Below are 26,021 nucleotides of genomic sequence, written 5' to 3'. Positions count from 1 at the left end.
CGGCTACAACTGGCAGAACATCAAGAACAAGCTGTCCGGCGCGACGAAGGGCACGGGCACGCAGATCACCGAGCAGCCGGACGGCTCGCTGAAGCTGAATATCCCGAGCTCGGTCACGTTCGACACCAACAGCTACGCGATCAAGTCGACCTTTGCTCCTGTGCTCGGCCAGGTTGCGCAAACGCTGAACCAGAACCCGGAAGTGGTCGCGCAGGTCGTCGGCCATACGGATAGCACCGGCCAGCCGGCGTACAACCAGACGCTGTCGGTCAACCGCGCGCAAAGCGTCGTGAACCAGCTCGCGCAAGACGGCGTGGCGCCGCAACGCCTCGCGGCTTCGGGCATGGGCGCCAATCAGCCGATCGCCGACAACAACACGGAAGCGGGCCGCGCACAGAATCGCCGCGTGGAAATCTACCTGCGCGCGACGGCGCAGCACGCTCAGTAAATTTTCGGGGGAAGGACGGGCCATGGCGGGAACGGGTGATACAGCCTGAGGAACCGCCGGGCGGCCCTCACAAGCGAATCGAAAAAATTTTCGAACTCTTGTGAAAATCCGCGGTCTGTCTCTACGGTACGTGTGCGGCGATGCCGCCGCGTCACCATTCTCCTCTTGTCGTTGTTGCTCCGGGGCCTATAGCCCCGGTTTTTTTTGCCCGCGTTTTCCCTGTTTTTCGCCTGCCTGCGCAAGCTTTTGGCGCGTCCACGCCGGGCGATACATCCCAAATCCTCCATGCCTCGCGCGACCACTTCGGCGCGATCATCCCGTACGCGCTGCTGCGCGCGGTTCACGCTGGTAAAATCGACGATTCGGGCCGGTTTGGCGCGAGACGAGAGTCCGCGAAGCCGCGTTCGACACCCGAGCTGCATGAGCGGACACCCCGTCCATGCGGTCCTGGGCACAGCGCCGTCGGCCGACGCCTGAACGTCGTGACGGCCGCCCGTACCTTCCGCCAGTCCATAGAACCCACATGTCAGCAACCGACGCCACCGCGGTTCAATCCGCGGACCTCACCGCCGCCGGCGCGCCGAAGGGCCGCCGCCAGATCCTCGTCACGTCTGCCCTGCCGTACGCGAACGGGCAAATCCATATCGGCCACCTGGTCGAATATATCCAGACGGACATCTGGGTCCGCGCGCTGCGAATGCACGGGCACGAGGTCTACTACGTCGGTGCCGACGACACGCACGGCACCCCGATCATGCTGAAGGCGGAGCAGGAAGGCATCACGCCCAAGCAGCTGATCGACCGCGTGTGGACGGAACACAAGCGCGACTTCGACAACTTCGGCATCTCGTTCGATAACTACTACTCGACGGATTCCGAGGAAAACCGCGTATTGTCCGAATCGATCTACACGGCATTGCAGAAAGCCGGTCTGATCGAAGCGCGCGACATCGAGCAGGCGTACGACCCCGTCAAGGAAATGTTCCTGCCGGACCGCTTCATCAAGGGCGAGTGCCCGAAGTGCCATGCGAAAGATCAATACGGCGACAACTGCGAAGTGTGCGGCTCGACGTATCAGCCGACTGAACTGATCAATCCGTACTCGGTTGTGTCGGGCGCGACGCCCATCAAGAAGACCTCGACGCACTACTTCTTCAAGCTGTCCGATCCGCGCTGCGAGAATTTCCTGCGCGGCTGGGTCGGCGGTCTCGCGCAACAGGAAGCGACCAACAAGATGCGCGAATGGCTCGGCGACGCGGGCGAAGCAAAGCTCGCCGACTGGGACATCTCGCGTGACGCGCCCTACTTCGGCTTCGAGATTCCGGGCGCGCCGGGCAAGTACTTCTACGTGTGGCTGGACGCGCCCGTCGGGTACTACGCGAGCTTCCGCAATCTCGCGGAAAAGCGCGGCCTCGATTTCGACGCGTGGACGAAAAAGGGTGCGACGACCGAGCAGTACCACTTCATCGGCAAGGACATCCTGTACTTCCACACGCTGTTCTGGCCGGCGATGCTCGAGTTCTCGGGCCATCGCACGCCGACCAACGTGTTCGCGCACGGCTTCCTGACCGTCGACGGCGCGAAGATGTCGAAGTCGCGCGGCACCTTCATCACGGCCAACAGCGTGATCGAAACGGGCATGAACCCCGAGTGGCTGCGCTACTACTTCGCGGCCAAGCTGAACAGCACGATGGAAGACATCGACCTGAACCTCGAAGACTTCCAGGCGCGCGTGAACAGCGACCTCGTCGGCAAGTACGTGAACATCGCGAGCCGCGCGGCGGGCTTCCTGATCAAGCGCTTCGACGGCCGCGTGCAGGACAGCGCGATGCAGCATCCGCTGCTCGTGTCGCTGCGCACCGCCATTCCGCAGATCGCCGCGCACTACGAAGCACGCGACTACGGCCGCGCGCTGCGCCAGACGATGGAACTCGCGGATGCCGTCAATGCGTACGTCGATACGGCCAAGCCGTGGGATCAGGCAAAAGACCCCGCCAACGCCGTGGCGCTGCATGAAACGTGCAGCGTGTCGCTGGAAGCGTTCCGTCTGCTGTCGCTCGCGCTCAAGCCCGTGCTGCCGAAGGTCATCGAATCGGCTGAGGCGTTCCTCGGCATCGAGCCGCTGACGTGGACGCACGCCGACACGCCGCTCAGCTCGGCGCGCCCGATCAACGCGTACAAGCATCTGATGACGCGCGTCGATCCGAAGCAGATCGAGGCTTTGCTGACCGCCAACCGCGGTTCGCTGCAGCCGACGGCCGCCGCCGAAACGCAGACGGCCGACGCCAAGGCCAAAGCCAAGGCGCACGCGAAAGCAACGGCGGCGACTCACGGCGACGCGGCAGCGAAGCCGGAAGACAGCGGCATCATCTCGATCGACGACTTCGCGAAGATCGATCTGCGCATTGCGAAGATCGTCGATTGCCGCGCGGTCGAAGGTTCGGACAAGCTGCTGCAACTGACGCTCGACGTCGGCGAAGAGAAGACGCGCAACGTGTTCTCGGGCATCAAGTCGGCGTATCAGCCGGAGCAACTGGTCGGCAAGCTGACGGTGATGGTCGCGAACCTCGCGCCGCGCAAGATGAAATTCGGCTTGTCGGAAGGCATGGTGCTCGCGGCATCGGCGGCTGACGAGAAGGCCGAACCGGGCATCTACGTGCTCGAACCGGACAGCGGCGCGAAGCCCGGCATGCGCGTGAAGTAAAGCAAACGCGAACGCAACACTGACGCATCCGCTGCGTCACACGAAAAGCACGTCCCCGGACGTGCTTTTTTTTCGTCCTTTGCAGCCCGCCCGGTCGACACAATAGGACTGCTCCTAGATTCATTCGAATCGAATTCTTTGACAATCATGGCCACCCGGCGAGGCGCGCGTCGAATGCTTCGCGCGCAACCGGTGAGGCTGCATCGAGCGCCCGCGCCCCATGGCGGCCTCGCCGCTCACGTCCGATCTTCAACCCGCCGCGCACGCCACGCGGCACGCCGTTTGAACTCGACTACTGCCATGAGCTCTGAATTTTCCCTCGAACGCTTCGAATCCCTGGTTGCCGGCCGCGACTGCGACGCCGCGCACGAAGAGCTGATCGTGTTGCTCAACACGTTCATTTCGAAACGCGGCCGGCTGCCGGGCGTCCAGCTGGCGTTCGCGAACCCGACCATTGCACCCAGCGAAGAAGGCACGCACACGCTGCAACGTATCGCCGACGCCATCACCGCCCTGCTCTCCGACCCACACTTCGTACTCAGCAACCTGCAGTTCAATCAGCTTTTCACAGGCCGTCACTGGCTCAACATGCTGTTCGTCGCGTCGTCGTACGGCAACACGGATCACATTCTGCGCACGCTGCTCGCGCATTCGGCGGCGGTCGGGGAAGAACACGACGTGACGGCGCTGATCCGCAAGCAGATCGTGCTGTACACGCTCGAATCCGCGTACGAGATCGACCTCGCCGATCTCGCCAGATCCGAACCGACACTCGCGACGAGCCTCGGCATGTCGGTGGTGGCGTCGGCCGTGGTGATTTCGCCCGCCGCTCATGCCAAGCGCGAACGGATGATCGAATGGCTGCCTGGCGCGCTCGAATCGATCGACGATCTCGACCATCTGCACGGCTCAGCCGTATGCGGCGCGTACATGCATTGCAGCTATTCGGACCTGCCTGCCCGGCACGCGATCAAGCGCGGCATCAGCCAGCTCGTGCGCAAGAAACTCGGCGTGCTCGGGTTGCTCGACGGCGAGGCCGACGTCGCGCGCGCCGCCTTTCCTGCAACGCCGACGCAGCGCAAGCCGCTGATGATCGTCGTGCTCGAATGGTTCAACGGCGGCCATTCGATCTACCGCACGCACTCGCGCACCATGCTGGCCGCGCGCGAGCATTTCGAAGTCGTCGCCTTCGGCGAAGCGCAGCATGTGGACGAAGCGGGACGTGCGGTGTTCGATCGCTTCATCCCGTTCGATTACCCCGAATATGTCGGCGATATCGTTCGCCAGGTGCAGGACTTTGCCCGCGAACACGAGGCGCAGGTGCTGTATATGCCGAGCGTCGGCATGTTCGCGCATACGATCTTCCTCACCAACGTGCGCGTTGCGCCATTGCAGATCGCGGCGCTCGGCCATCCGGCGACGATGCACGCGTCATGCATCGACTATGTGAGCGTGGAGGAAGATTTCGTCGGTGACCCGGCGTGCTTCAGCGAGAAGATGCTGCGTCTGCCGAAGGACGGCCAGCCGTACGTGCCATCCACCTTGCTGACCGGCCTCGATCTCGGCATTCCCGAGCGCAGCGAACGCGTCGACATCGCCGTGACGGCGAGCGCGATGAAGCTCAACCCGCGTTTTCTCAGCGCGTGCCGGCAGATCATCGAAACGGCGGGCATTCCCGTGCGCTTCCATTTCATGACGGCGTGGTCCGAAGGTCTCGATATCGCGTATGTGCGCCGGCTGATCGAGGCGGCGCTGCCGCGCGAACACGCGTGGGTCTACGGCGGGCTGGCGTATCCGGATTACCTGAAGACCATCAATACGATGGACATGTTCGTGAGCCCGTTCCCGTTCGGCAACACCAACGGCATCGTCGACGCGCTGACGCTCGGCCTGCCCGGCGTCAATCTGTGCGGCCGCGAGGTGTTCGAGCATATCGACAGCGGGCTGTTCGGTCGCGCAGGCATGCCTGCATGGCTGACCGCGCATTCCGTCGATGAATACGTGCGCGCCGCCGTGCGGCTCGCCACACAGCATGACGAGCGCGAAGCGCTGCGCCGAAGGTTGATCGAAGAGAAGGCGGTCGAGCGGATTTTCGAGGGAAGGCCCGAAGTATTCGGCAGCAACGTGCTGGCGTTGTTGAACGCACACGCGTCAGGTCCGACAGCTCCGAAGGCTCAGGATGGGCGCAAGACGCGCACGAAGCAAAAGTCGAAAACGCGCGAGCGATAACGCGGCGCCCGCAATGGCAAACCGGCGGCACACCTGCAAAAAGCCCGCCGGTTTTTCTCTGCTACCACCGCAAACGGTCGAAGCGCCGCGTGTACTGCAGGTCCATCCCCTGGAACGTGCCGCCGTACGCGGCCACCGACCAGTAACGCGTCAGGTTCACGGTCGCCTTGATCGCATTGCTCGCCGACTGCAAGCCCTGTTCGTAGCCGATCACGAGCCATTCGCTCATCGCCTTCGACACCATCACGACCTGCGGATCCGTCAGCCCCACTTCGCTGCGCCCGATCGAAAACTCATCCAGCCCGAACTCCTGAGCGATGCGCTTGCCGCTCGCACTGCCGAGCAGCGCCAGCGCCGTCGTCATCGTACTTTGCTGACCGACGTTGTTGCCCTGATCGGTGCCGTGGCCGAACAGCAGCCAAGACAGCTTTTCGTTGTCCGGCACGTTCGGCTCGGACACCAGCTTCGCAACCGGCGACTGGATCGTGCCCGTCACCTGCACGCCTGCTTCGACCTGCTGGTTGCGGCGCATTGCCAGAATATTGATGCCCGGGTTCGCGACCGGTCCGTTGAACGTGAAGAAGCCGTTCTCGATACCGAGCTTGCGTCCGAACGCCGTATAGGTCGAGCCTTCCGTCACGCGCACGTTGCCGACTGCGCGCAACGGCAGGTTCGGCGCGGACAGCGCGGTGATCGTGCCGCGCAAACCGACGTCCGCGCCCTGACCGCGGAAACGGAATTTCTGGCCGAGATCGATATCGATGTTTGCGCGCGGCGCGAACGGCCCGACGGGCTTGTTCGAATTGCCGACTTCCTGCGGCTTGCCGCTCGCCACCGATCCATCCGGCCGCACCACCACGACATCGTCGCCCAGACGCGGCTCGGATTTGTCGGGCATATCGAACAACGCGTGATCGATCACGAACTTGCCGTTGATCGCCATGCCGCCCTGCGTGCCCGCGTTGGCGACGCTGGCGCTGCCGGACATCGTCAGTTGCCGGTCCGGCGACGCGAACAGTTCGAGCTGATCGGCGACGATGCTGGCCGTCAGATCGGGCTCGGCATTGTCGAGCCGCACGCGGCCCGTCGCGCGCAACGTGCCGGTCGCGCCATGAAATTCGACCTGCTGGAAATCGACGAGGTTTTCGGACAGCGCGATGCGCACGATGCCGTCCTTCAGCTGCACGCCCAGATCGACGAGCGTCGCGGACAATCCGTCGCCGACCAGCGAGCCCGACAGGTTCGGCTTCGCCACTGTGCCGCCGAGTGCGAGCTTGAGCGCCAGATGGCCGTCGAGCAGATAGCTCGGCCCGAACAGGCCGCCCGTCGTCTTCAGCGACGGCACGTTCGCGTTGATCGAACCCGTGAGCGGCCCTTCCTCGTTGATGCTCAGCACGCCGTCGCGCGGAACGAGCGTCGTGTGCGCCGACGCATCGACCACGCCGATACGGCTCGCCTGCGCATGCACGGTCGCATTCAGCTGATTGCCACCGCTGAAATCCGCACGCGCGGCGACGTCGGTCAGGCCGAGCGGCGCGAAGCCGCGCCCCACTTCGATTGTGATGTCGCCGCCGCGCCGCTTCAGCTCGATATGGCCCGTCGCCGTGTCGGCGAGCGCGAAGTCCCAGTTGCCGTCGAACACGAGATCGGTCTTCAGCGTCGACGGCACGCCTGTGAACTCCTGGCGCAACTCGAGCATGCGCGCCACCGACACGCCCGTCAGCGTGCCTGCCGACCTGATGCGGCCATGGTCCAGCGCGAATGACTTCAGATCGAGCACTGCGCCTTCCAGCGCAAACTTCGTCGGGCCGAGCGTCACGCGCTGGCCGCCGGCGCTGACGGTGAGCGGCGTCTCCATGTTCAGCGCAGGCGTGCCCTTGTTCGACAGACGCGTGACGGTGCCATCCCAGTGTGTACCGTCGCGCGCGTCGGTGAGCTTGCCGTTCGCGGCCACGGCGAGATCGAGCGGGCGGCCTTGCAGCGTGCCTGTCGCGGCGGCGTCGAGCGTGTGCTTCGCGCGCGTGCCGTTCAGGCGCGCGGTGAGCGTGTTCAGTTCGACGCCCGCCGTGCTGAGGTTGCGCGCGTCCGTCGTGAAGACCATTGCGCCGTTCGCACCGTCGCGCAGTTCGGCGTGGCCTTCGGCGTGACCGAGCTTGCTCGAGCCGAACACGACGCTATCGGCCTTGTAGTCGAGCGCGACATTCGGATGCTCGAAGCTGCCCGTCACATCGCCCTGCGCCGCGACCTGACCGGCGAGGCCGAAGCCCAGGCGCTCCAGTTCAGGCGCGTCGACATGAAAGCGCAGCCGGTCGCCGCGCGCGCCAAAGCTGCCTTGCAGATCGACCTGATTGCCCGCCACCGACAGATTCGCGCGGCTCGGCAGGATGCGCGAGCCGGCTAGCTGGATCGTGCCGCTGCCCGTCATCGGCAGGCCGTCGTAGACGCTCTCGCCGAGACGGAATTCAGCCTTGGTCGTGAACGTCGGCGCGAGCAGACCGGCCGCCGTCAGCGTGCCGTTCACGCGCGCTTCGATCTTGCGCGACGGCGGTGTCTTCACCGGTGATTTCGACGGCGTCTTCGGCGTGCTGGCCTGGGCGCGCTGCATGTTGCCCTTGCCCGCACCGGCCTTGGTCGCAGGCGCCTCCGCGTGCGTCGGCGTTTGCGTCGTCAGCGACAGCGGATCGAAGTCGGTCAGCGTCGCCTTGAGGTTGTAGGTCGAACTGGCGTCGCGCTTGATCGCGCCGCTCAGATCGATGCGCCCTTTGCCGGACGTGATACGTACGTCGTTGAAGCTCGTGCGCGCCGGATCGAGCGTGATCTTGCCCTGCGCGCGCAAGGCCGCCTTCTGGTCGTTCAGATCGAGCGTCACGCTTTGCACGTCGTCGTTCAGACGGATCGACACGGGACCGGCGAACTGCGTCGGCCGCACGCTCGATTGCAGCGCGTTCAGGTCGAGCTTCGCGACCTTCAGGTCGAACTGGCCGCGTTTGCCCATCAGCGCGCCGCCGCCCGTGATGGTCGCTTCCTTGACGAGGCGCACGTTGAGGTTCGAGATGCGCTGCGCCTTGGCGTCGAGTTGCACGTCGGCGTGCGCATCGATCAGCGGCAAAAGATGCTGGTCGATCGAACCGGGCTTCGCGTTCACGATCGACACCTGACCTTGCACCGCGAAACCTTGCGGACGATGTGCGGCGTCGGTTTGTGCTTCGGATACCGCGTGAGGCGCACTCGCCGCGCTCGCGAGGACAGCAGAACTTGTTGCGCGCCCCGCGTTCGCCGCACTTGCCGCACTTGCCGCACGTGCCGCCCGCGCAGATTTCACCGCGCTCGCCGAACTCGCCACCGTAACCGGACCCGAAGCCGCCACAGCGCTCGCGATATCCACCGCGCTGGCCGGCACAGCCCGCCCCGCCGCGTCACGCTGCACCGGCTGCAACTCCGCGCGCACGGCGAGGTCGGCCAACGGCGCGCCGGGCGCAAAAGCTTGCGGATTGACGTGATCGAAGGTCAAGGTCGCGCGCTGCAGCGGCACTTCCGCAAACGGCGTCGCTTCGACGCGCGCGTGGCCCGTCAGCTTCATCCCCGACGCGTCGAGTTCCGCAATCAGCGTTTCAAGCGAACCCGACAGATGCGCACGCACCTGCACGGCTTCATCGTTGACCTTGCCCGAGTAGCCGGCGTCGCCCGTCAACGGAAACGGCCGCACGCCATCGAGTTTCGCCGACGCCGTCACCGCGCCGAACGGCGTGTCGAGGCGTTCCACAGCCACTTCATGGTGTTGCCCGTCGCTGCGCCCATGGAACAGCAACCGCCCGTACTCCGAAGTCGACGCGCCTTCATGCAGGATCAGCCTGTCGACGCTCAGGTCGCGCACGGCCAGTTGCAGCGGCAGGCGCAGATCGTTCGGCAGGCTCATCGGCTCGGACTTCGACGTGGACGGCGCGATGCGCGCCTCGACCGTGCCCACATGCAGATAGTCGACGACGAAGCGCCACGGCTTGTCCGACAGCGCCCATTTCCCATCGATCCGGTCGACGCGGATATCCGTGCCGCTGCCGTCGAGGCTGCGCCAGCGCACATCGCGCATATGCAGACCCGTCGCGATCGAGCCGCCGTCGAGCTTGCCCGCGAGCTGCCCGTTCAGCAGCTTCACGGCCGCCTGCCACGCGTACGCGGTGCCGCGCTCGGTGACCACCACGCCATACAGCAGCCCGCCCACCAGCGCGACCAGCACGGCCGGCACCGCGATGCCCCACGCGATCGCTTTCCATAGCCGGCGCACACGCCGCGGCTTCTTTGCGGGCGGCGTCGGCGGCGACCCCGGGCCATCCGGGCCGCGCGGCGGCTCGCCGCCGGGCTGCGTGGCGCCGGACGGGTTGTCGGATGAATGCTCGGATGGGTCCGTCGTCATGCTCAAAAGTGCTGTCGATCCAGTGTGATGTCAGAACGCGATGCCGAGCGTCAGATACGGCCGCACGCTGCGGTTGCGCGTGCCGTACGCGACGTCGATGTTCACCGGGCCGACGGGGCTGCGCCAGCGCGCGCCCACACCGACGCCCGGATAGAAGACTTTCTCGCCCCACGCGTCGGTGGCCGTGCCGAGATCGAAGAACGCGGCCGCGCCCCAGTCGCGGTTGAACCAGTGCTGATATTCGGAGGTGCCTGTCACGAGGTACTTGGTCGGCAGAATCGAGCCGCCGACGTTGTTACCGATGCTCTGATAACCATAGCCACGCACCGAGTTCGAGCCGCCCGCGCGGAACAGCAGCGACGCCGGCACGCCGCTCGACGGCCCGCTCGTGAACACGCCGCCCAGTTCCGCGCGGAACAGGATCAGGTCGCGCGCGCCGACGGGCACGTATTGCTGGCCGCGCGCATAGCCGCGGATAAAGGTCTGGTCGGTCAGCGCACCTTTCACGGCGAAGCCCGCCTCGACGTGAATCAGGTTGCCCGAGCGCGGGAACAGCGGATCGTCGGTATTGCGGCGCGTCCATGACCACGCGGGCACGAGCGCGCGGCTCGTGGTCGGCGCGGCCGTGTTCTGGTCCAACCGGTCCTGGTAGTAAAGGAGCGAGTACGCGTAATCGATGTACTGCGAAGTACGCGTGCGCTGCACGCCCGCGCGCAAACTGTAGATGCGCGTGTCGGACACATTGGTGCTGGTGTACGACACCAGCGCGCTGTTGGTCCAGCCGCGCTGACCGGGCGGCATCGCGAGCGTCACCTGGCCGTATTGCTGGATCTGGTCGAGCCGCCCTTCGACGGTAAACGGCCACGCTGCGCCAAAAGTATCCAGATACGAATACGAACCCTGGATATGCGCGCCCGTATCCGTCGAATAGCCGACGCCGCCGCGCACGCTGTTGTACGGATACTCGCTGACCTTCACGTGCATGGGCGTGTCGAGCGGCTTTTCGGTGTCGTTGCCGACATCGATCGCCACGCTCGCGTAGTACGGTGTGTTCTGCAGCTGGCGCTGCAGTTCCGTCACGCGCTGGACATCGTAGACTTCGCCGGGCGAGATCGGATTCACGTTTTCGACGATCCGTTCCGGGTAACGCCGCGTGCCCTCCACTTCCAGCTTGCCCATCGTGAACGTGGGGCCGCTGTCGAACGTGACAGAAAGCTTCGCATCGTGCGTGCGCGGGTCGACACGCGCTTCCGAGCGCACGATTTTCGCCCCCAGATAGCGGCGCGATTGCAGCGCCTTGAGCGACGCCTCCTTCGCGTCGTCCCAGTCCGACTGGGTGAACGGCTCGCCTTCGTGCAGCGAGAACGCGAAGCGGGTCTTGTTCTCCTGCTCGGGGTCTTCCGTCAGCACCGGGCCGCGAAACGACAGCGATATCGACGAGATGGTCGTGCGCGGGCCGGGATCGACGGAGACGCGCACCACCTTTTTATCGTCGATGGTGCGCACGTCGGTGCGCACGACAGGCGTGAAATAGCCTTCCGTCGACGCCAGATCGCGCACCTGCTGCGGCGTGGCCGTGACGAGGAAGTCGAACTGCTCGGGGCTGATGTCGTCGCGTTTCGCGAAACGGGAAATGTCCAGATGCTCTTCGAGCAGCTTGCGCAGCGAGCGCGGCTCCGCTTCCACGTCGACCTTGTAGGTTGGCTTGGCGCGCGCGGCGTGAACCTGCGTCGTGACGAGCAGCAGCACGCAGAACCCGCACGACAGACACGCGCGCAGCAACATCGCCGCAAACGATGCGCGCTGCATCGCGCGACGGCCTGTCACGGTGCTTTCGCTGCGGCGCTTGCACGACCGCTCGATGGCCCACCCCGCCAAACACGACCTCCAGCTCTTATTGACAGTTTGTTGAAGAATGCCGAGACCCGGCCAGGCAAGGCGCGGGGGAACGAGCGCTATTTGAACACATCGGCGGCGGCGCGCAATTTACGGGACACGCTGTGTAAGCCTCGCAGCGCCGCCGCAAACCGGACGCCCGCCTTGGACGCAACCGGCCGCACGCGGTTCCGCTGACTTTTCGCTTGAGCTTCACAGGCTTGCGGTAAAATCCTGTTCTGCACAGGCGGCCCCGCGTCAGAAGCGCATCTGGGTGCCGTCATCTCCATTCACGGACGTCGAGCCATGTATCAATCGGATATCACGCAGTTCCTGAATCAACTGAAGCAGCAAAAGCCCAATCTGGAAGAAGAGCAGCGCCGCGGCCGCTCGCTGCTGTGGGACAAGCAGCCGATCGACCTCGACGAGCGCGCGTCCAATCAGGAAGCCCGCGTCAAGCAGACGTCGTACGTCTACTACCAGAACTTCTAAGTGACCACCGCCGACGAGGCCCGCGCCGCATCGGAACAGACCGACGCAGCGCTCGCCGCGCCCGCTACCGACTCGACGACCAACACCGTCGACGGCATCGCGTTCGCTCGCCTGTACGGCGAGCCGCTCTTCAAGCTGCCGCAGGATCTCTACATTCCGCCGGACGCGCTCGAAGTCTTTCTGGAGACTTTCGAAGGTCCGCTGGACTTGCTGCTGTACCTGATCCGCAAGCAGAACTTCAACGTGCTCGACATTCCGATGGCCGATGTGACGGCCCAGTATCTCGGCTATGTCGACCAGCTGCGCAAGACCAATCTCGAACTCGCCGCCGAATATCTGCTGATGGCCGCGATGCTCATCGAGATCAAGTCGCGCATGCTGCTGCCCGTGAAGAAGGCCGATACCGGCGAAGAAGCGGAGGATCCGCGTGCCGAACTGGTGCGCCGCCTGCTCGAATACGAGCAGATGAAGCTTGCCGCGCAGCGCCTCGACCAGTTGCCGCAGCTTGGCCGCGATTTCCTGCGCGCCGAGGTGTACATCGAGCAGAGCATTACGCCGCGCTTCCCGGACGTGAACACGGACGACCTGCGCTCCGCGTGGGCCGACGTCATCAAGCGCGCGAAGCTGGTCCAGCATCACAAGATTTCGCGCGAAGAACTGTCCGTGCGCGAACACATGAGCGTGATCCTGCGCAGGCTGCAGGGCGCACGCTTCATGGAGTTTTCCGAGCTGTTCGACACGACGCGCGGCGTACCCGTCGTCGTCGTGAACTTCATCGCGATGCTCGAGCTGTCGCGTGAATCGTTGATCGAGATCACGCAAGCCGAGCCGTTCGCGCCGATTTACGTGCGGCTGGCCTATCTGCCGGCCTGACGGGCTGCCGGTTGCGGCGCGGGGAAGTCATTGCAGGTCGCCTTCTGCCCGTTGCCGCAGCCGTTCACGAAACCGACACGAAGCTTTCCGGAAGCGGGTTTGTGCGCCGGGTTGCTCGCCTTATCCGGCGCGCAATCCGTTCCAATATCCGGAATTCCAGGCGTTTACCCCGCCGCCCAAACTCGGTGCAGCACGACAATAAATCCACTACAATCCCGCGCTTTGAAGCTGGCCATTCCCTGCTTCGCCGTGGACTTACGAAGCCGCGCGCAACGTCGCGTGGACGAGACAACCGCGAGCCATGCGGCCGCCCGAAGGCGCTACGCGTGACTCACAACATCGCCCGATCATGAAAGTCATCAGTTCGATCCAGGAATTGCGCGACCAGTTGCGCGGCCAGAACCGCACCGCCTTCGTGCCGACGATGGGCAATCTCCATGAAGGCCATCTGTCGCTGATGCGCCTCGCGCGCCAGCACGGCGATCCCGTGGTGGCGAGCATCTTCGTGAACCGCCTGCAGTTCGGCCCGAACGAAGACTTCGACAAATATCCGCGCACGCTCCAGGACGACATCGAAAAGCTGCAGAAGGAAAACGTCTACGTGCTGTTTGCGCCGACGGAGCGCGATATGTACCCGCAGCCGCAGGAATACCGCGTTCATCCGCCGCACGATCTCGGCGACATCCTCGAAGGCGAGTTCCGCCCCGGCTTCTTCACGGGCGTCTGCACGGTCGTGATGAAGCTGATGTCGTGCGTGCAGCCGCGCGTCGCCGTGTTCGGCAAGAAGGATTACCAGCAGCTGATGATCGTGCGCGCGATGACCGAGCAGTTCGCGCTGCCGTGCGATATCGTCGCGGCCGAAACCGTGCGTGACGCCGACGGCCTCGCGCTCAGCTCGCGCAACCGCTATCTGAAGGAAGCCGAGCGCGCCGAAGCGCCGATGCTCGCCGCCACGCTGCAAGGCGTGCGCGAGCGCGTGCTGTCGGGCAACCGCGATTTCGCGAAGCTGGAACAGGAAGCGATGGCGACGCTCGCCGCGCGCGGCTGGCAGCCCGACTACATCGCGATCCGCAAGCGTTCGAACCTGAACGCGCCCGCCGCGCACGAAGTGGATGCACCGCTCGTCGTGCTCGCCGCAGCGAAAATCGGCGCGACGCGCCTGATCGACAACCTCGAAATCTGACGGTCCGAAGGATTAGCCATGCAACGCAACATGCTGAAGTCGAAGATTCACCGCGCCGTGGTCACGCACTGCGAACTGCACTACGAAGGCTCGTGCGCAATCGACGAAAATCTGCTCGAAGCGGCGAATATCGTCGAGAACGAGCGCATCGACATCTGGAACATCAACAACGGCGAGCGCTTTTCGACGTACGCGATCAAGGGCGAGCGCGGCAGCGGCATGATTTCGCTGAACGGCTCGGCGGCGCGGCGCGCGCAACTGGGCGATCTGGTGATCATCGCGGCCTTCGCGAACGTCGACGAGGAAGAGCTGAAGGCAGGCTGGAAGCCGGATCTGGTGTTCGTCGACGAGAAAAACGTGGTCAAGGGCAGCCGCGACCACGTGCCGACGCAAAGCTGGAGCTGAGCGCTTACGCCGGTTGAATGACCTGCATCACATTACTAAAGGCGCTTGCAAAAGCGCCTTTAGTCTTTCTTGCCGCCGCTCTTGCCCTTCGCGGCCTTGCCGTCGACCCACTCGGTGATCGACGCCCACTGCTCCAGATCCTTTTCGACGCGGCTCTTCGCGACGTCCCACAGCGTCAGGCCGTGCGCCGCCAGTTGCACGTAGTTCTGCGTATCGCGCAGATAACCGAGCACGGGCAGATCGAGCCCTTCGACAAACCGGTGCAGCTGATCCGCCGATTTCGTGCGCGCATCCACCCGCATGCCGACCACGCCAATTTCGATCGCGCCCTTGCGTACGGCCTTCTCTTTGGCGAGGCGCTCGAGAAATTCCTTGGTCGCGAGAATATCGAAGATGGACGGCTGCAACGGCACGATCACCTTGTCCGCCAGCGACAGCGCCACGTTCAGCCGGTTGCCATGCAGCCCGGCGGGTGTATCGATCACCGCCTGCTCGAGCCCCTTGGGCGGCTTCACCGGTGCGTCCGGGTCGACCTGCCAGGTTTCGATGGCCGGCAGCGTTTCCGGACGCAGATCGAGCCATGCGTGGGCTGACTGCTGCCGGTCGAGGTCGGCGAGCGCGACCCATTGGCCTTCAGCCGCGAAATACCCGGCCAGATTGGTGGACAGCGTGCTCTTGCCCACGCCGCCCTTTGGATTCGCCACCACGATCACCGTCATGAATTCTCCCGGGAAGATGGCTGGCGCAGGCCAGCCGGATTGCCGCTCGACTTCCGGCCCGCCCGCGCTTGGCGGCTCGCTGCGACGGCTGGTGCCCTTCCGTTGCCTGTGCGCGCGGCGTGGCCGATTGGTTACAGGCGTTGATAATATCGGCAAAACTCCTCGGGCCGAAGTCCCTACGCGCCTGAGGGACGCTTCCAGCCCTTTTTTCCGGAAAACATGACCATGAGCAAACTGCGCAGCGAATACACGATCGAACGGCTTCACGAACGCCAGAAAGGCTCATTGCCGGGCCTGCTGGGCGTGCGCGTCATCGGCCTCGAGGAAGGCACGCTGACGGCCGAACTGACCGTGCGCAGCGAACTGCTCGCGCCCAACGGCTTCCTGCACGCGGCCACCGTGATCGGTCTCGCCGATACCGCCTGCGGCTACGCGTGCCTCGCGCATCTGCCCGACAACGCGCGCAATTTCACGACGATCGAACTGAAAAGCAATTTCGTGGGGACGTCGACGGAAGGAACGATCCGCGCGGTTGCGAAGGCCGTGCATCTGGGCCGCAGCACGCAGGTGTGGGACGCTACCGTAACGGCGCCCGACGGCAAGACGATGGCGCTGTTCCGCTGCACGCAGATCGTGCTGTACTGAGCTTCCAGGGCACTGAAACGGCAAACGGCGCACAGGCGTTCCCGCCTGTGCGCCGTTTTTCTTATACCGGCTGGCCGTGTTGCACCAGCCGCCTCCGCCTGCCGCTAGCTCAAGCCGCCTTGCGCGTCTGGGCGATGGGCGCTGCCTTCACGCCGCTCACGGCAAACAGCCCATTGCCGAGCAGCGATTGCACGACCAGCGTCACCGCCCAGAACGCCGGATATTCCCAGCCGCCGTGCGGCGACGCGAAGCCCCAGCCGTTCGGCAAATGCACGGACATCGCGCCGAGCATGAACGGCAGCAGCACCAGCGCGACCCAGCGAACCTGCACGCCGAGCAGCAGCGCGATCCCGCCGAACAGTTCGACGAACGCCGTCAGGTAGCCTAGCCAGCCCGGATAACCAATCGACTGAAAGAACTGCGCCGTGCCCGGCAGCGTGAAAACGAAGATTTTCTGCAGGCTGTGCGCCAGATACAGCACGCCGAGCGCGACGCGCAGGATCGTGGCGGCAAGCTCGGGTTTGCTGGTTGCGGTCGGGTTCATGTCGGTTCCTCTGGATCAGGGAGATAGCGCGAAGTGCGCCATCGATGGAACGGACTTTATTCGAACCCATTCGTGAGAAAAATCGCCTTGGCGGCTTAGATTAATTCTCAACAAGAACGAATCAGCCGACAGTCGCCCACACGCGCTGCAGGTCGAGATGTTCGGCGAGCGTATCGGCGAGCCGCTCAAGCGAGGCCTCGCGCAGCGCCGGATAGTCGATCGTCTGCGCATCCTTCAGCCCCGCCCACGCCAGCAGCGACGCGCATGCGGCGGGCGTGTCGAACAGGCCGTGCACGTAGGTCGCGAGAATCTGGCCGTCGGCGGAACGCGCGCCGTCGGGGCGCAGGCCGCCCTTTTCATCGGAGAGCAGGAGCGCGGGCACGTCGAGCGCGGGCCCTTGCGTCTCGCCCATGTGGATTTCATAGCCGGCGATATCGGCGGGATCGGCGGCAAGGCGGCCCGTCACGTTCTTGAGCGTCTTCTCGCGCGTGAGTGTCGTCGAAAAATCGAGCCAGCCGAGTCCGGCGACCGTGGCGGGCGGACCTTCGACGCCAAACGGGTCCGCCACTTCGCGCCCGAGCATCTGCATGCCGCCGCAAATGCCGATCACGCGTCCGCCGTAACGCAGATGCCGCTGCAGCACGTCATCCCAGCCTTGCGCGCGCAAAAAGGCCAGATCGCCTTGCACGTTCTTCGAGCCAGGCAGGATGATCAGATCGGCGGTGGGCGGCGTGCTGCCCGCGCGCACGTAATGGAAGTCGACTTGCGGATGCGCGCGCAACGCATCGAAATCCGTATGGTTGCTGATATGCGGCAACACCGGCACGACGACGCGCAACGCGGCGTCGCCCGTTTGCGCGGCGCGCAGTTCGCGCGGCAGCATGTCTTCGGCATCGAGCGTGAGGCCGTGCAGATACGGCACGACGCCGAGCACGGGCTTGCCCGTCTTCGCTTCGAGCCAGTCGAGCCCCGGCTGCAACAGGCTCACGTCGCCGCGAAAGCGGTTGATCACGAAGCCGCGTACGCGCGCCTGCTCGCTCGCGGACAGACACGCGAGCGTGCCCGTCAGATGCGCGAACACGCCGCCGCGATCGATGTCGGCGACCAGCACGACCGGGCAATCGACAGCCTCCGCAAAGCCCATGTTCGCAATGTCGCGATCGCGCAGATTGATTTCGGCGGGAGAGCCCGCGCCCTCGACAAAGATCGTGTCGTACGACGCCTTCAGCCGCGCATACGACTCCAGCACCGCTTCGAACGCAACCGGTTTGTAGTCGTGATACGCGCGCGCATCGAGATTCATGCGCGCCTTGCCGTGGATGATCACCTGCGCGCCGCGATCGCTGGTCGGCTTGAGCAGCACGGGGTTGAGATCGGTGTGCGCGTCGATGCCCGCGGCCACCGCCTGCAATGCCTGCGCGCGGCCAATCTCGCCGCCGTCGACGGTCACCGCGCTGTTGAGCGCCATGTTCTGCGGCTTGAACGGCGCGACCCGCGCGCCCGCGCGTCTTGCAAGACGGCACAAACCGGCGACGAGCGTGCTCTTGCCTGCATCGGATGTCGTGCCTTGAATCATCAGCGTGCCGCGCGGCACATCGGGCGATTCGTGCGAAGCGTCGGGAATGGAAGACACAGTGGCCACGTGTGCGAACAGATCAGGAAGGAAGCCCGCATTATCCCATCGCGCCTCTGCGCACGCGCTCTCGCCGCGACACTGCCAGTACAATCACGCGATGATTTCCCGCGACCTTACCTTCGTTCTCGGCGGCGCACGCTCGGGCAAGAGCCTGCATGCCGAACAGCTTGCGAGCGCGAGCGCATTGCCCGTGACCTATGTCGCGACCGCGCACATCGGCGACGACGAGTTCGCTGCGCGCGTCGCACATCATCGCGAGCGGCGGCCCGAGCATTGGGCGCTGCTCGAAGCGCCGCTTGATCTGCCGCAAGCGATTGCATCGATCGATCGACCTGAGCACTGCGTTCTTATCGATTGCCTGACCTTGTGGCTCGCGAATCTGCTCTGCCCCGCCGATGGTTCGCCGCCTCTCGCCGATTACCTCGATCGCTTCGCCGCGCTCGAAACGACGCTCTCACAGGCGCGAGCAAAGATCATTGTTGTGAGCAACGAAATCGGTCTTGGCGTCGTGCCGCTCGGTGCGGCGACGCGTCTGTATGTCGACGAACTTGGCCGGCTCAACCAGCGTATCGCGGCAATCAGCACACAGGCGACGATGATGGTTGCGGGTCTTCCGCTGCAGCTTAAACCCGCGAGCCGCGCATGATGCTGCTGACCCTGCCACTCGTCGCAACGCTCGCGACGGCCGCCGTCGCTGTCGACAAATGGTTCGGCGAGCCGCAACATGCGCATCCTCTCGTCGGCTTCGGCAAGCTCGCCGCGAAGATCGAAGCGGCGTTGAACACCGGGCAACGCGGCCGGCTGCTCGGCATTCTCGCGTGGCTGCTCGCGGTCGCGCCGCCCGTGCTGATTGCCACGTGGCTCGTGCTCACGCTGCCGTTGATCTGGTCGTGCGCGCTGCACGTCGCATTGCTCTACTTCGCGCTCGGCGCGCGCAGCCTGCAAGATCACATCGCGCCGATCGGCCGCGCGCTCGCCAAACGCGATCTTGCGCAAGCCCGCATATTGACCGCGCGCATCGTGTCGCGCGAAACGTCGCATGCAGACGAAAGCGCGCTCTCGCGCGCAGCCGTCGAATCCGCGCTGGAAAACGGCAACGACGCGATCTTCGGTGCGCTGTTCTGGTTCGCGATTTTTGGCGGGCCGGGCGCGCTGGCGTTTCGTCTCGCGAATACGCTCGATGCGATGTGGGGTTATCGCACGCCGCGTTATCTGCGCTTCGGCTGGGCAGCCGCCCGCTTCGACGATGTGCTCAACTACGTGCCCGCACGCCTGACCGCCCTCAGCTACGCGCTGCTCGGCGACACGCGCACGGCCCTGCAATGCTGGCGCGAACAGGCGCCGCGCTGGGACAGCCCGAATGCAGGACCCGTAATGGCATCGGGTGCAGGCAGTCTCAATGTGCAACTCGGCGGCGCGGCTGTCTATCACGGCGTGATAGAACAACGCCCGACGCTCGGCGCAGGTCAGACTGCCAGCGCGCGCCATATCGAATCGGCACTGATCCTCGTCGAACGCAGCATGATTCTGTGGCTCGCCGTGTTCATCGCCATCGCGCTGCTGAGCGTGCCGTTCCAGAGCTAGACGATGACGCAAACCATCCAGCACGGCGGCAATCTGCACGAAGCGGCGCGCCGTTATGACATCCCCTATGACGCGTGGCTCGATCTGTCGACGGGTATCAATCCGCACGGTTATCCCGTCCCGCCCGTTCCCGCCGATGCATGGCGCCGTCTGCCCGACAGCGGCGACGGTTTCGCTGAACGCGCGGCGCGTTATTACGGTGCGCCCGATGCATCGCATGTGCTGCCTGTCGCGGGAAGCCAGGCGGCGATCCGCGCATTGCCTCGGCTGCTTCGGCCTGGCACCGTCGGCATTGCGCCGCTGACGTATGGCGAATACGCGCCTGCGTTTGCGCGCGCAGGGCATCGTGTGGCGACGCTCGACGTCACCTGTTCGAAGTTGCCCGATGACTTCACGCATGTCGTCATCGTGAATCCGAACAATCCGACGGCCGAACATTTGCGCGCTTCAACGCTGCTGCACTGGCACGAAACGCTGAGTCAACGCGGCGGCACGCTGATCGTCGATGAAGCATTCGCGGATGCGATGCCTTCGGAGTCGATTGCTGCGCAAACGCATCGCGAAGGACTCGTCGTGCTGCGCTCACCGGGCAAATTCTTCGGCCTCGCGGGCGTGCGCGCCGGCTTCGTGCTGGCTTGCCCTCGCCTGCTCGCATCGCTCGATGAAGCGCTTGGTGCATGGACGGTCAGCGGACCCGCGCGCCACGCGGTGAGTGCCGCATTCGCCGATACAACATGGCAAGACAACATGCGCGCGCAGCTTGCACAGGAAAGCGCACGTCTTGGCGGCTTGCTGAGCGCGAAAGGCTTTACCGTGCACTCGACGCCGCTCTTCGCATGGATCGCCGACCCGCGCGCCGCACAGCTTCACGATGCGCTCGCAAAACAAGGTATCTGGACGCGCTTCTTCGCTACGCCCGCAAGCGTGCGCTTCGGCCTGCCCTCGACGGAAAGCGAATGGACGCGCCTGGAAAGCGGTCTGAATCAGGCAATTCAATCGCTACACAAGTAATGCGATTCAAACAATCACCTGGCGCGCTCGCCGCCATTTGCATGCTCGCGATGACAACGATGCACGCGCATGCCGCCATCACCGTCACCGACGACACGGGCGCCACCGTCACGCTCGCACAACCTGCGCAGCGCGTGATCAGCCTCGCGCCGCACGTGACGGAAATGATCTACGCGGCAGGCGGCGGCGCAAAACTGGTCGGCGCGGTTTCGTACAGCGACTATCCGCCCGAAGCGAAACAGGTGCCGCGTGTCGGCGACAACAAGTCGCTGGATCTCGAACGCATCGTCGCGTTGAAGCCGGATCTGATCGTCGTGTGGCGGCATGGCAATGCACAGCGTCAAACGGATCGCCTGCGCGATCTGCACATTCCGCTTTACTTCAGCGAGCCGCATCGTCTCGACGACATCGCCGTGTCGATGACAAAACTCGGCGCTTTGCTCGGCACCTCGCCGTCCGCCGATGCCGCAGCGCGCAGCTATCGCGACGAAATCGCGCGGCTGCGCAGCCGCTATTCGCAGCAGCCCAGCGTAAGCGTGTTTTATCAGGTGTGGGACGAGCCGTTGATGACGCTCAACGGCGAACACATGATCAGCGACGTGATCGCGCTATGCGGCGGCCGCAATGTGTTCGCGAAGCTCGAGCCGCTGGTGCCGACGGTATCGACGGAAGCGGTGCTCGCTGCCAATCCCGAAGCAATCGTCACGGCCGCGCCCGGCGCGACGCAACCGGACCGGCCGTTGCCATCGCTCGATAAATGGAAGGCGTGGACCGGCATAACGGCGGTTGCACGCAACAATCTGTTTGCAATCGATGGCGATCTGATCAATCGCCCCGCGCCGCGTCTTGCACAAGGCGCGAAGCAATTGTGTGAAGACCTCGATATCGCGCGTTCACGCCGCGCGGGCCATTGACGTCGGGACGAACGCTCAAGCGTTCCAGCGCACGATCGACCATTGCAGGCTCTCGTCGTCGCGGCGCAACCAGACGCAACCCGACATATCGATCGACCAGTTGAGGCAGCGCTGCACGGGCAACCCGAGCACCGTCGCCGCGATCACGCGCATCACGCCGGCATGCGTGACGACATACGCAGGCGATAGCTCGCGCGTCTGCTGGAACACATCGAACCACGCGCGCACGCGGGTCACGAACTGCTCGACGCTTTCGCCGCCATGCGCACGTGCGCCTTCGAAATCCGCCGCCCATTCATCCAGCAACGCGCGGTCGATATCGTCCCAGCGTTGCAGTTCCCACGTGCCGAAGTCCATTTCTTTCAGACTGTCGTCGGTGCTGTATGCGGAACCGAAGTTGGCTGCCAGCGCGGCCGCGACGGTCGCGCAGCGCGTGAGCGGGCTCGACAGCAGCACGCGCGGCGCGGGCACCTGCAAGGTCGCCAGCCGAACGGCGAGCGCGGCCGCCGACGTTTCCGGCGCGTCAGCGAGCGGCACGTCGCTCTGGCCATAGCACACGCCTTCTTGTACGGAAACAGCCGGGTGTCGTATCAGTACGATATCCATGCAAGCCCCACCAGATAGATGGCCAGTTCGAAGATCTGCTGCGCAAAGCCGAGACAGTCGCCCGTATAGCCGCCGATGCGTCTGACGAAATAACGGCCCAGCATGAAACGCAACGCGATCAGCACGAGCAGCGTGATGCAACCGGCGCGCCACTGCGGCCAGAAGAGCCACGGCATACCCAGAAAGATAGCGCAGCCAAATGCATTGCGTGACATGCGCTGCGCGACGGGCTTCGCCTTGCCTTCCGCGCGCACGTAATCGAGCGTCACGAGATAACTGATTGCACACGTGCGGCTCGCCGCATGCGCTGCAATCATCAGCCATGCCGCATACAGCGGCGGCAACGCGGCGAGCGTCTGCCACTTCAGCGCCAGCGCGACCATCAGCGCAATTGCGCCGAATGCGCCGATGCGCGAGTCATGCATGATGCGCAGCGTGTCGTCGCGTGTATAGGCGCCGCCGAACGCATCGACGCAGTCCGCAAGGCCATCTTCATGGAACGCACCTGTGATCAGCAGCGTCGTGGCCATCGAAAGCAGCACGGCAACGCCGGGCGGAAAGATGCGCAGCGCAGCCATGTATACGATTGCGCCCGCTGCGCCTACCAGTGCGCCGACCAGCGGAAAGTAGCGCGCCGCCGCGTTCAGATAATGCGGTTCGAAGCCGACCCAGCGCGGCACGGGCACGCGCGTGAAGTAGCCGAGCGCCGTGAAGAAATAACGCAGTTCATTCATCGTGTTTCATACGCTGCATTCTTGTGATCACGGTTGACTCACTTCAAACTTCCAACGCATGTATTGATGCACGCGCGAAGCATCATGCATCGCGCTGCGCGACACCGGCCGACTCGAAGCTCGCCATTTCGTTGACAAACGCGACAGCGGCGCGCAACAGAGGCATAGCAAGTGCCGCGCCCGTTCCTTCGCCAAGACGCAGATCGAGTGCGAGCAGCGGCACTGCGCCGAAGTGATCGAGCATGCGCCGGTGCCCTGTTTCGTTCGATGCATGCGCGAACACGCAGTACTCGCGCACGGCGGGCGCGAACGCATCGGCGACCAGCAGCGCGGACGTCGCAATGAAACCGTCGACGACGATCGTCATGCGCGCCTGCGCCGCCGCGAGATACGCGCCCACCATCATCGCGATCTCGAAGCCGCCGAAGGTTGCGAGCACATCGAGTGGATCGTCCGACGCCGGGTGATACGCGAGCACCGCCGCGAGCACGTTGCGCTTCTTCACGAGGCCGACGTTGTCGAGACCCGTGCCGCGCCCGACGCAATCGTCGATGGGCACGCCGCACAGGCGGCTCATCAGGCACGCAGCCGACGACGTATTCGCAATGCCCATTTCGCCGAAGCCGATCACATTGGTGCCGAGCGCCGCGTGATGGCGCACGCGCTCCGCGCCCGCGCGCATCGCGGCGAGCGCTTCGTCGCGCGTCATCGCGGGTTCTTGCGCGAAGTTGCGCGTGCCGCGGCCGATGGGAATATCGACGAGTTTCTCGTGCGGCGCGAACTCATGCGCGACGCCTGCGTTCACCACTTCGAGTTCGAGACCCGCGACGCGGCTGAACGCGTTGATCGCCGCGCCGCCCGCGAGGAAGTTCAGCACCATCTGCGCGGTCACCGCTTGCGGATACGGACTCACGCCCGCGTGCGCGATGCCGTGGTCGGCGGCGAAGACGATCATCGTGGGACGCGTGATGGTGGGCTGCGTGCTGCGCTGGATCATGCCCATCTGGCGCGCGAGCGTTTCGAGCTGACCGAGGCTGCCGGGCGGCTTGGTCTTCAGGTCGATGATGCGTTGCAGGTCGGCGCGCAGCGTCTGTTCGAGCGGCTCGACGACGGGCAGTGAAGGCGAAGTGGTCATGTTCATCTATGCGTGAGAAGTTCGGTTCATGCGTGCTCAGTTGGGCGTCGACGTGCGCAGCGCCGGGATCAGCGCTTCATCGTCGCCGTCGCGAATCAGCACGAGCGGATAGCCAAATGCGCGGCTGGCGAGTTCGGGCGTCAGCACGTCGCGCGCGCATCCCGCATGCGCGGCGCCGCTGCCCTCCAGCAGCAGCGCGTGCGTCGCGAAACGCCGCGCGAGATTCAGATCGTGACACGAGAACATTACTGTACGCCCGACGCCGCGCGCCCATGCACTCAACGCCTCGAGACAATCGATCTGATGATGCAGATCCAGATGCGCGAGCGGCTCGTCGAGCAACAGCAGCGGCGCGTCCTGACACAGCACCGCCGCAAGCGCGACGCGCTGGCGCTCGCCGCCTGACAGCGACAGCACATCGCGCGATGCGAACGGCGCGAGGCCGAGCGCGTCGAGCGCCGCATGGGCGGCCGCGCGATCTTCGTCGCGTTCCCAGCCCCAACCGCCCAGATGCGGAAAACGGTTCAGCAGCACGATATCGAGCACGCTTGCGCTGAATGCATCGTGCGAGGTTTGCGGCATCAACGCGCGACGCTGCGCGAGGCGCGCGAGCGGCCAGTCGTTCACGCGGATGCCATCCAGTTCGATGTGACCTTGCGCCGGGCGCGTGAGACCTGCGAGCGTCGAGATCAGTGTGGTCTTGCCCGCGCCATTCGGCCCGGCGATGCACCACACTTCGCCCGGATAGAACGTGTGCGTGAAGCCGTCGAGCAAGGTGCGCGTGCCCGCACGCAAGGTCAACCGGTCGACGTGCAGCGCGACGGGCGTGTTCATGCGCGCCTCCGTCGAAGCAGCATCCACAGAAATACAGGCACGCCGATCAACGCGGTGATGACGCCAACGGGCAATTGCGCAGGCGCGATCACCGTGCGCGCGATCAGGTCCGCGCCCATCACGGCGACGCCGCCGCCGAGCGCCGCGGCGGGCAGCAACATCCGCTGATCGTTGCCGAACGCGAGCCGCAGCATGTGCGGCACCACCAGCCCGACGAAACCGATCGTGCCGCCCGTCGTCACGGCAGCGGCCGCCGCGAGCGACGCGACCAGATAGACGCGCAGCCTCGCGCGCGTGACGGGCACGCCGAGCGCCTGCGCCGCGTGATCGCCACGCAGCAGCACATTGAGTTGCGGCGCGATGGGGACGATCACGAGCAACGCGACGCACAACGCGGCGAGCGCGAGCCACGGCATGCCGCCGCCGTTCAGATCGCCCGTCAGCCAGAACAGCATGCCGCGCAGGCGGCTGTCGGGCGCGACCGTCAGCAGCAATGTGATGATGGCGCCCCAGCCTGCCGCAATGACGGCACCCGTCAACAGCAGACGCGGCGACGCATCCTGCGGTTCGCCGCGCCACAACGCACCGCGCGCAAGACCGAGCACCAGCAGGATCGACACGAATGCACCGGCGAACGCCGATGCATCGACGATCCACCATGCACAGCCCGCGATCATCGCTACCAGCGCAAAGCTCGCCGCGCCGCCCGATACGCCGAGCACATACGGTTCAGCCAGCGGATTGCGCAGCAACACCTGAAGCAATGCGCCCGCGAGCGCGAGCAGCGCGCCGCAACCGAAGCCCGCCAGCGCCCGCGGCAGACGCAACGTGCGAACGATTTGCACGGCGAGATCGGACGAAGCGTCAGCCGATGGCAGCAGCGCATCGAACACGTGCAGCGGCGCGACACTCACGCTGCCCAGCGCCAGCGACGCAATGAACACAACTAGCGCCACCACGCCGAGCGCAGCCCAGATGGCCAGCGCACGCTTCGCGCTCATGACCCGCACCGGCTGACGTTGCACGAGACTGTTCATCG

At 64.9% G+C, this 26,021-nt stretch carries 22 protein-coding genes; 12 read left to right on the top strand and 10 right to left on the bottom strand.

Features of this window, described 5'->3' with window-relative positions; all coding sequences use genetic code 11:
- The 3 genes from G3O01_RS21330 to G3O01_RS21320 all read left to right on the top strand — a co-directional run.
- On the top strand, positions 1–448 hold a 448-nt coding region (locus G3O01_RS21330), incomplete at its 5' end, for an OmpA family protein (protein WP_205807108.1).
- Positions 449–971: 523 nt separating this feature from the next.
- Complete coding sequence (gene metG, locus G3O01_RS21325) at positions 972–3,152, top strand: methionine--tRNA ligase (RefSeq protein WP_205807107.1); 2,181 nt, start codon at positions 972–974, stop codon at positions 3,150–3,152.
- 300 nt (positions 3,153–3,452) lie between these two features.
- Positions 3,453–5,381, top strand: coding sequence for an adhesin (locus G3O01_RS21320; protein WP_205807106.1), 1,929 nt, complete (start codon positions 3,453–3,455; stop codon positions 5,379–5,381).
- A gap of 61 nt (positions 5,382–5,442) precedes the next feature.
- Here the strand turns inward: G3O01_RS21320 and G3O01_RS21315 are convergent, their stop codons facing one another.
- Entirely contained in the window at positions 5,443–9,792 is a 4,350-nt protein-coding gene (locus G3O01_RS21315; RefSeq protein ID WP_205807105.1) for a translocation/assembly module TamB domain-containing protein, read from the bottom strand.
- 30 nt (positions 9,793–9,822) lie between these two features.
- On the bottom strand, positions 9,823–11,670 hold the full coding sequence (locus G3O01_RS21310; RefSeq protein WP_205807104.1) for an autotransporter assembly complex family protein: 1,848 nt from the start codon (positions 11,668–11,670) through the stop codon (positions 9,823–9,825).
- A gap of 303 nt (positions 11,671–11,973) precedes the next feature.
- Between G3O01_RS21310 and G3O01_RS21305 the strand changes: the two genes are divergently transcribed.
- The 4 genes from G3O01_RS21305 to panD all read left to right on the top strand — a co-directional run bounded on the left by G3O01_RS21305 (position 11,974) and on the right by panD (position 14,620).
- Positions 11,974–12,159 (top strand): DUF3460 family protein, encoded by a 186-nt coding sequence (locus G3O01_RS21305; protein ID WP_205807103.1) that lies wholly within the window; start codon positions 11,974–11,976, stop codon positions 12,157–12,159.
- Entirely contained in the window at positions 12,160–13,032 is an 873-nt protein-coding gene (locus G3O01_RS21300) for a ScpA family protein (protein ID WP_205807102.1), read from the top strand.
- Between the two features lie 349 nt (positions 13,033–13,381).
- Positions 13,382–14,215 carry a pantoate--beta-alanine ligase gene (gene panC / locus G3O01_RS21295; RefSeq protein WP_205807101.1) on the top strand — a complete coding sequence of 278 codons (834 nt, stop codon included), beginning with the start codon at positions 13,382–13,384 and terminating at the stop codon, positions 14,213–14,215.
- Positions 14,216–14,233: 18 nt separating this feature from the next.
- Positions 14,234–14,620: an aspartate 1-decarboxylase gene (gene panD / locus G3O01_RS21290; RefSeq protein WP_205807100.1), complete on the top strand. Its 387-nt coding sequence runs from the start codon at positions 14,234–14,236 to the stop codon at positions 14,618–14,620.
- 59 nt (positions 14,621–14,679) lie between these two features.
- Here panD and G3O01_RS21285 read toward each other — a convergent pair whose 3' ends face one another.
- Entirely contained in the window at positions 14,680–15,339 is a 660-nt protein-coding gene (locus G3O01_RS21285) for a ParA family protein (RefSeq protein ID WP_205807099.1), read from the bottom strand.
- Between the two features lie 225 nt (positions 15,340–15,564).
- Between G3O01_RS21285 and G3O01_RS21280 the strand changes: the two genes are divergently transcribed.
- On the top strand, positions 15,565–15,984 hold the full coding sequence (locus G3O01_RS21280) for a PaaI family thioesterase (protein WP_205807098.1): 420 nt from the start codon (positions 15,565–15,567) through the stop codon (positions 15,982–15,984).
- A 109-nt stretch (positions 15,985–16,093) separates the two neighbouring features.
- Here G3O01_RS21280 and G3O01_RS21275 read toward each other — a convergent pair whose 3' ends face one another.
- Both G3O01_RS21275 and G3O01_RS21270 read right to left on the bottom strand, forming a co-directional pair.
- The gene (locus tag G3O01_RS21275) at positions 16,094–16,528 is read right to left on the bottom strand and encodes a DoxX family protein (RefSeq protein ID WP_205807097.1); all 435 of its coding nucleotides are present in this window, start codon (positions 16,526–16,528) and stop codon (positions 16,094–16,096) included.
- 121 nt (positions 16,529–16,649) lie between these two features.
- The gene (locus tag G3O01_RS21270) at positions 16,650–18,104 is read right to left on the bottom strand and encodes a cobyric acid synthase (protein WP_205807124.1); all 1,455 of its coding nucleotides are present in this window, start codon (positions 18,102–18,104) and stop codon (positions 16,650–16,652) included.
- Positions 18,105–18,261: 157 nt separating this feature from the next.
- Here G3O01_RS21270 and cobU point away from each other — a divergent pair, with 157 nt between their 5' ends.
- Genes cobU through G3O01_RS21250 form a run of 4 tightly spaced genes read left to right on the top strand, consistent with a single transcriptional unit; the run spans position 18,262 to position 21,673 of the window.
- Entirely contained in the window at positions 18,262–18,810 is a 549-nt protein-coding gene (gene cobU / locus G3O01_RS21265) for a bifunctional adenosylcobinamide kinase/adenosylcobinamide-phosphate guanylyltransferase (protein WP_205807096.1), read from the top strand.
- A complete protein-coding gene (gene cbiB / locus G3O01_RS21260; protein ID WP_205807095.1) occupies positions 18,807–19,748 on the top strand; it encodes an adenosylcobinamide-phosphate synthase CbiB in 942 nt (313 codons plus the stop codon). Before cobU ends, cbiB begins: the two co-directional genes overlap by 4 nt.
- Positions 19,749–19,751: 3 nt before the next feature.
- The gene (gene cobD / locus G3O01_RS21255) at positions 19,752–20,759 is read left to right on the top strand and encodes a threonine-phosphate decarboxylase CobD (RefSeq protein WP_205807094.1); all 1,008 of its coding nucleotides are present in this window, start codon (positions 19,752–19,754) and stop codon (positions 20,757–20,759) included.
- A complete protein-coding gene (locus tag G3O01_RS21250) occupies positions 20,759–21,673 on the top strand; it encodes a cobalamin-binding protein (RefSeq protein ID WP_241024126.1) in 915 nt (304 codons plus the stop codon). Before cobD ends, G3O01_RS21250 begins: the two co-directional genes overlap by 1 nt.
- Before the next feature lie 15 nt (positions 21,674–21,688).
- Here the strand turns inward: G3O01_RS21250 and cobC are convergent, their stop codons facing one another.
- The 5 genes from cobC to G3O01_RS21225 all read right to left on the bottom strand — a co-directional run bounded on the left by cobC (position 21,689) and on the right by G3O01_RS21225 (position 26,019).
- Positions 21,689–22,279, bottom strand: a complete 591-nt coding sequence (gene cobC / locus G3O01_RS21245; RefSeq protein ID WP_205807093.1) for an alpha-ribazole phosphatase — start codon at positions 22,277–22,279, stop codon at positions 21,689–21,691.
- Positions 22,264–23,013: an adenosylcobinamide-GDP ribazoletransferase gene (locus G3O01_RS21240; protein WP_205807092.1), complete on the bottom strand. Its 750-nt coding sequence runs from the start codon at positions 23,011–23,013 to the stop codon at positions 22,264–22,266. Before G3O01_RS21240 ends, cobC begins: the two co-directional genes overlap by 16 nt.
- Positions 23,014–23,095: 82 nt before the next feature.
- Entirely contained in the window at positions 23,096–24,148 is a 1,053-nt protein-coding gene (cobT, locus tag G3O01_RS21235) for a nicotinate-nucleotide--dimethylbenzimidazole phosphoribosyltransferase (RefSeq protein WP_205807091.1), read from the bottom strand.
- 36 nt (positions 24,149–24,184) lie between these two features.
- The gene (locus tag G3O01_RS21230; protein WP_205807090.1) at positions 24,185–24,982 is read right to left on the bottom strand and encodes an ABC transporter ATP-binding protein; all 798 of its coding nucleotides are present in this window, start codon (positions 24,980–24,982) and stop codon (positions 24,185–24,187) included.
- Positions 24,979–26,019, bottom strand: coding sequence for an iron ABC transporter permease (locus G3O01_RS21225; RefSeq protein WP_205807089.1), 1,041 nt, complete (start codon positions 26,017–26,019; stop codon positions 24,979–24,981). Before G3O01_RS21225 ends, G3O01_RS21230 begins: the two co-directional genes overlap by 4 nt.
- Between the last annotated feature and the right edge of the window lie 2 nt (positions 26,020–26,021).

Origin of the sequence: Burkholderia sp. Ac-20365, assembly GCF_017104715.1 — a bacterium.
Classification (GTDB): domain Bacteria; phylum Pseudomonadota; class Gammaproteobacteria; order Burkholderiales; family Burkholderiaceae; genus Paraburkholderia.
The sequence above is the reverse complement of the archived record's forward strand: the minus strand, read 5'-3'. Positions and strand labels throughout refer to the sequence as shown.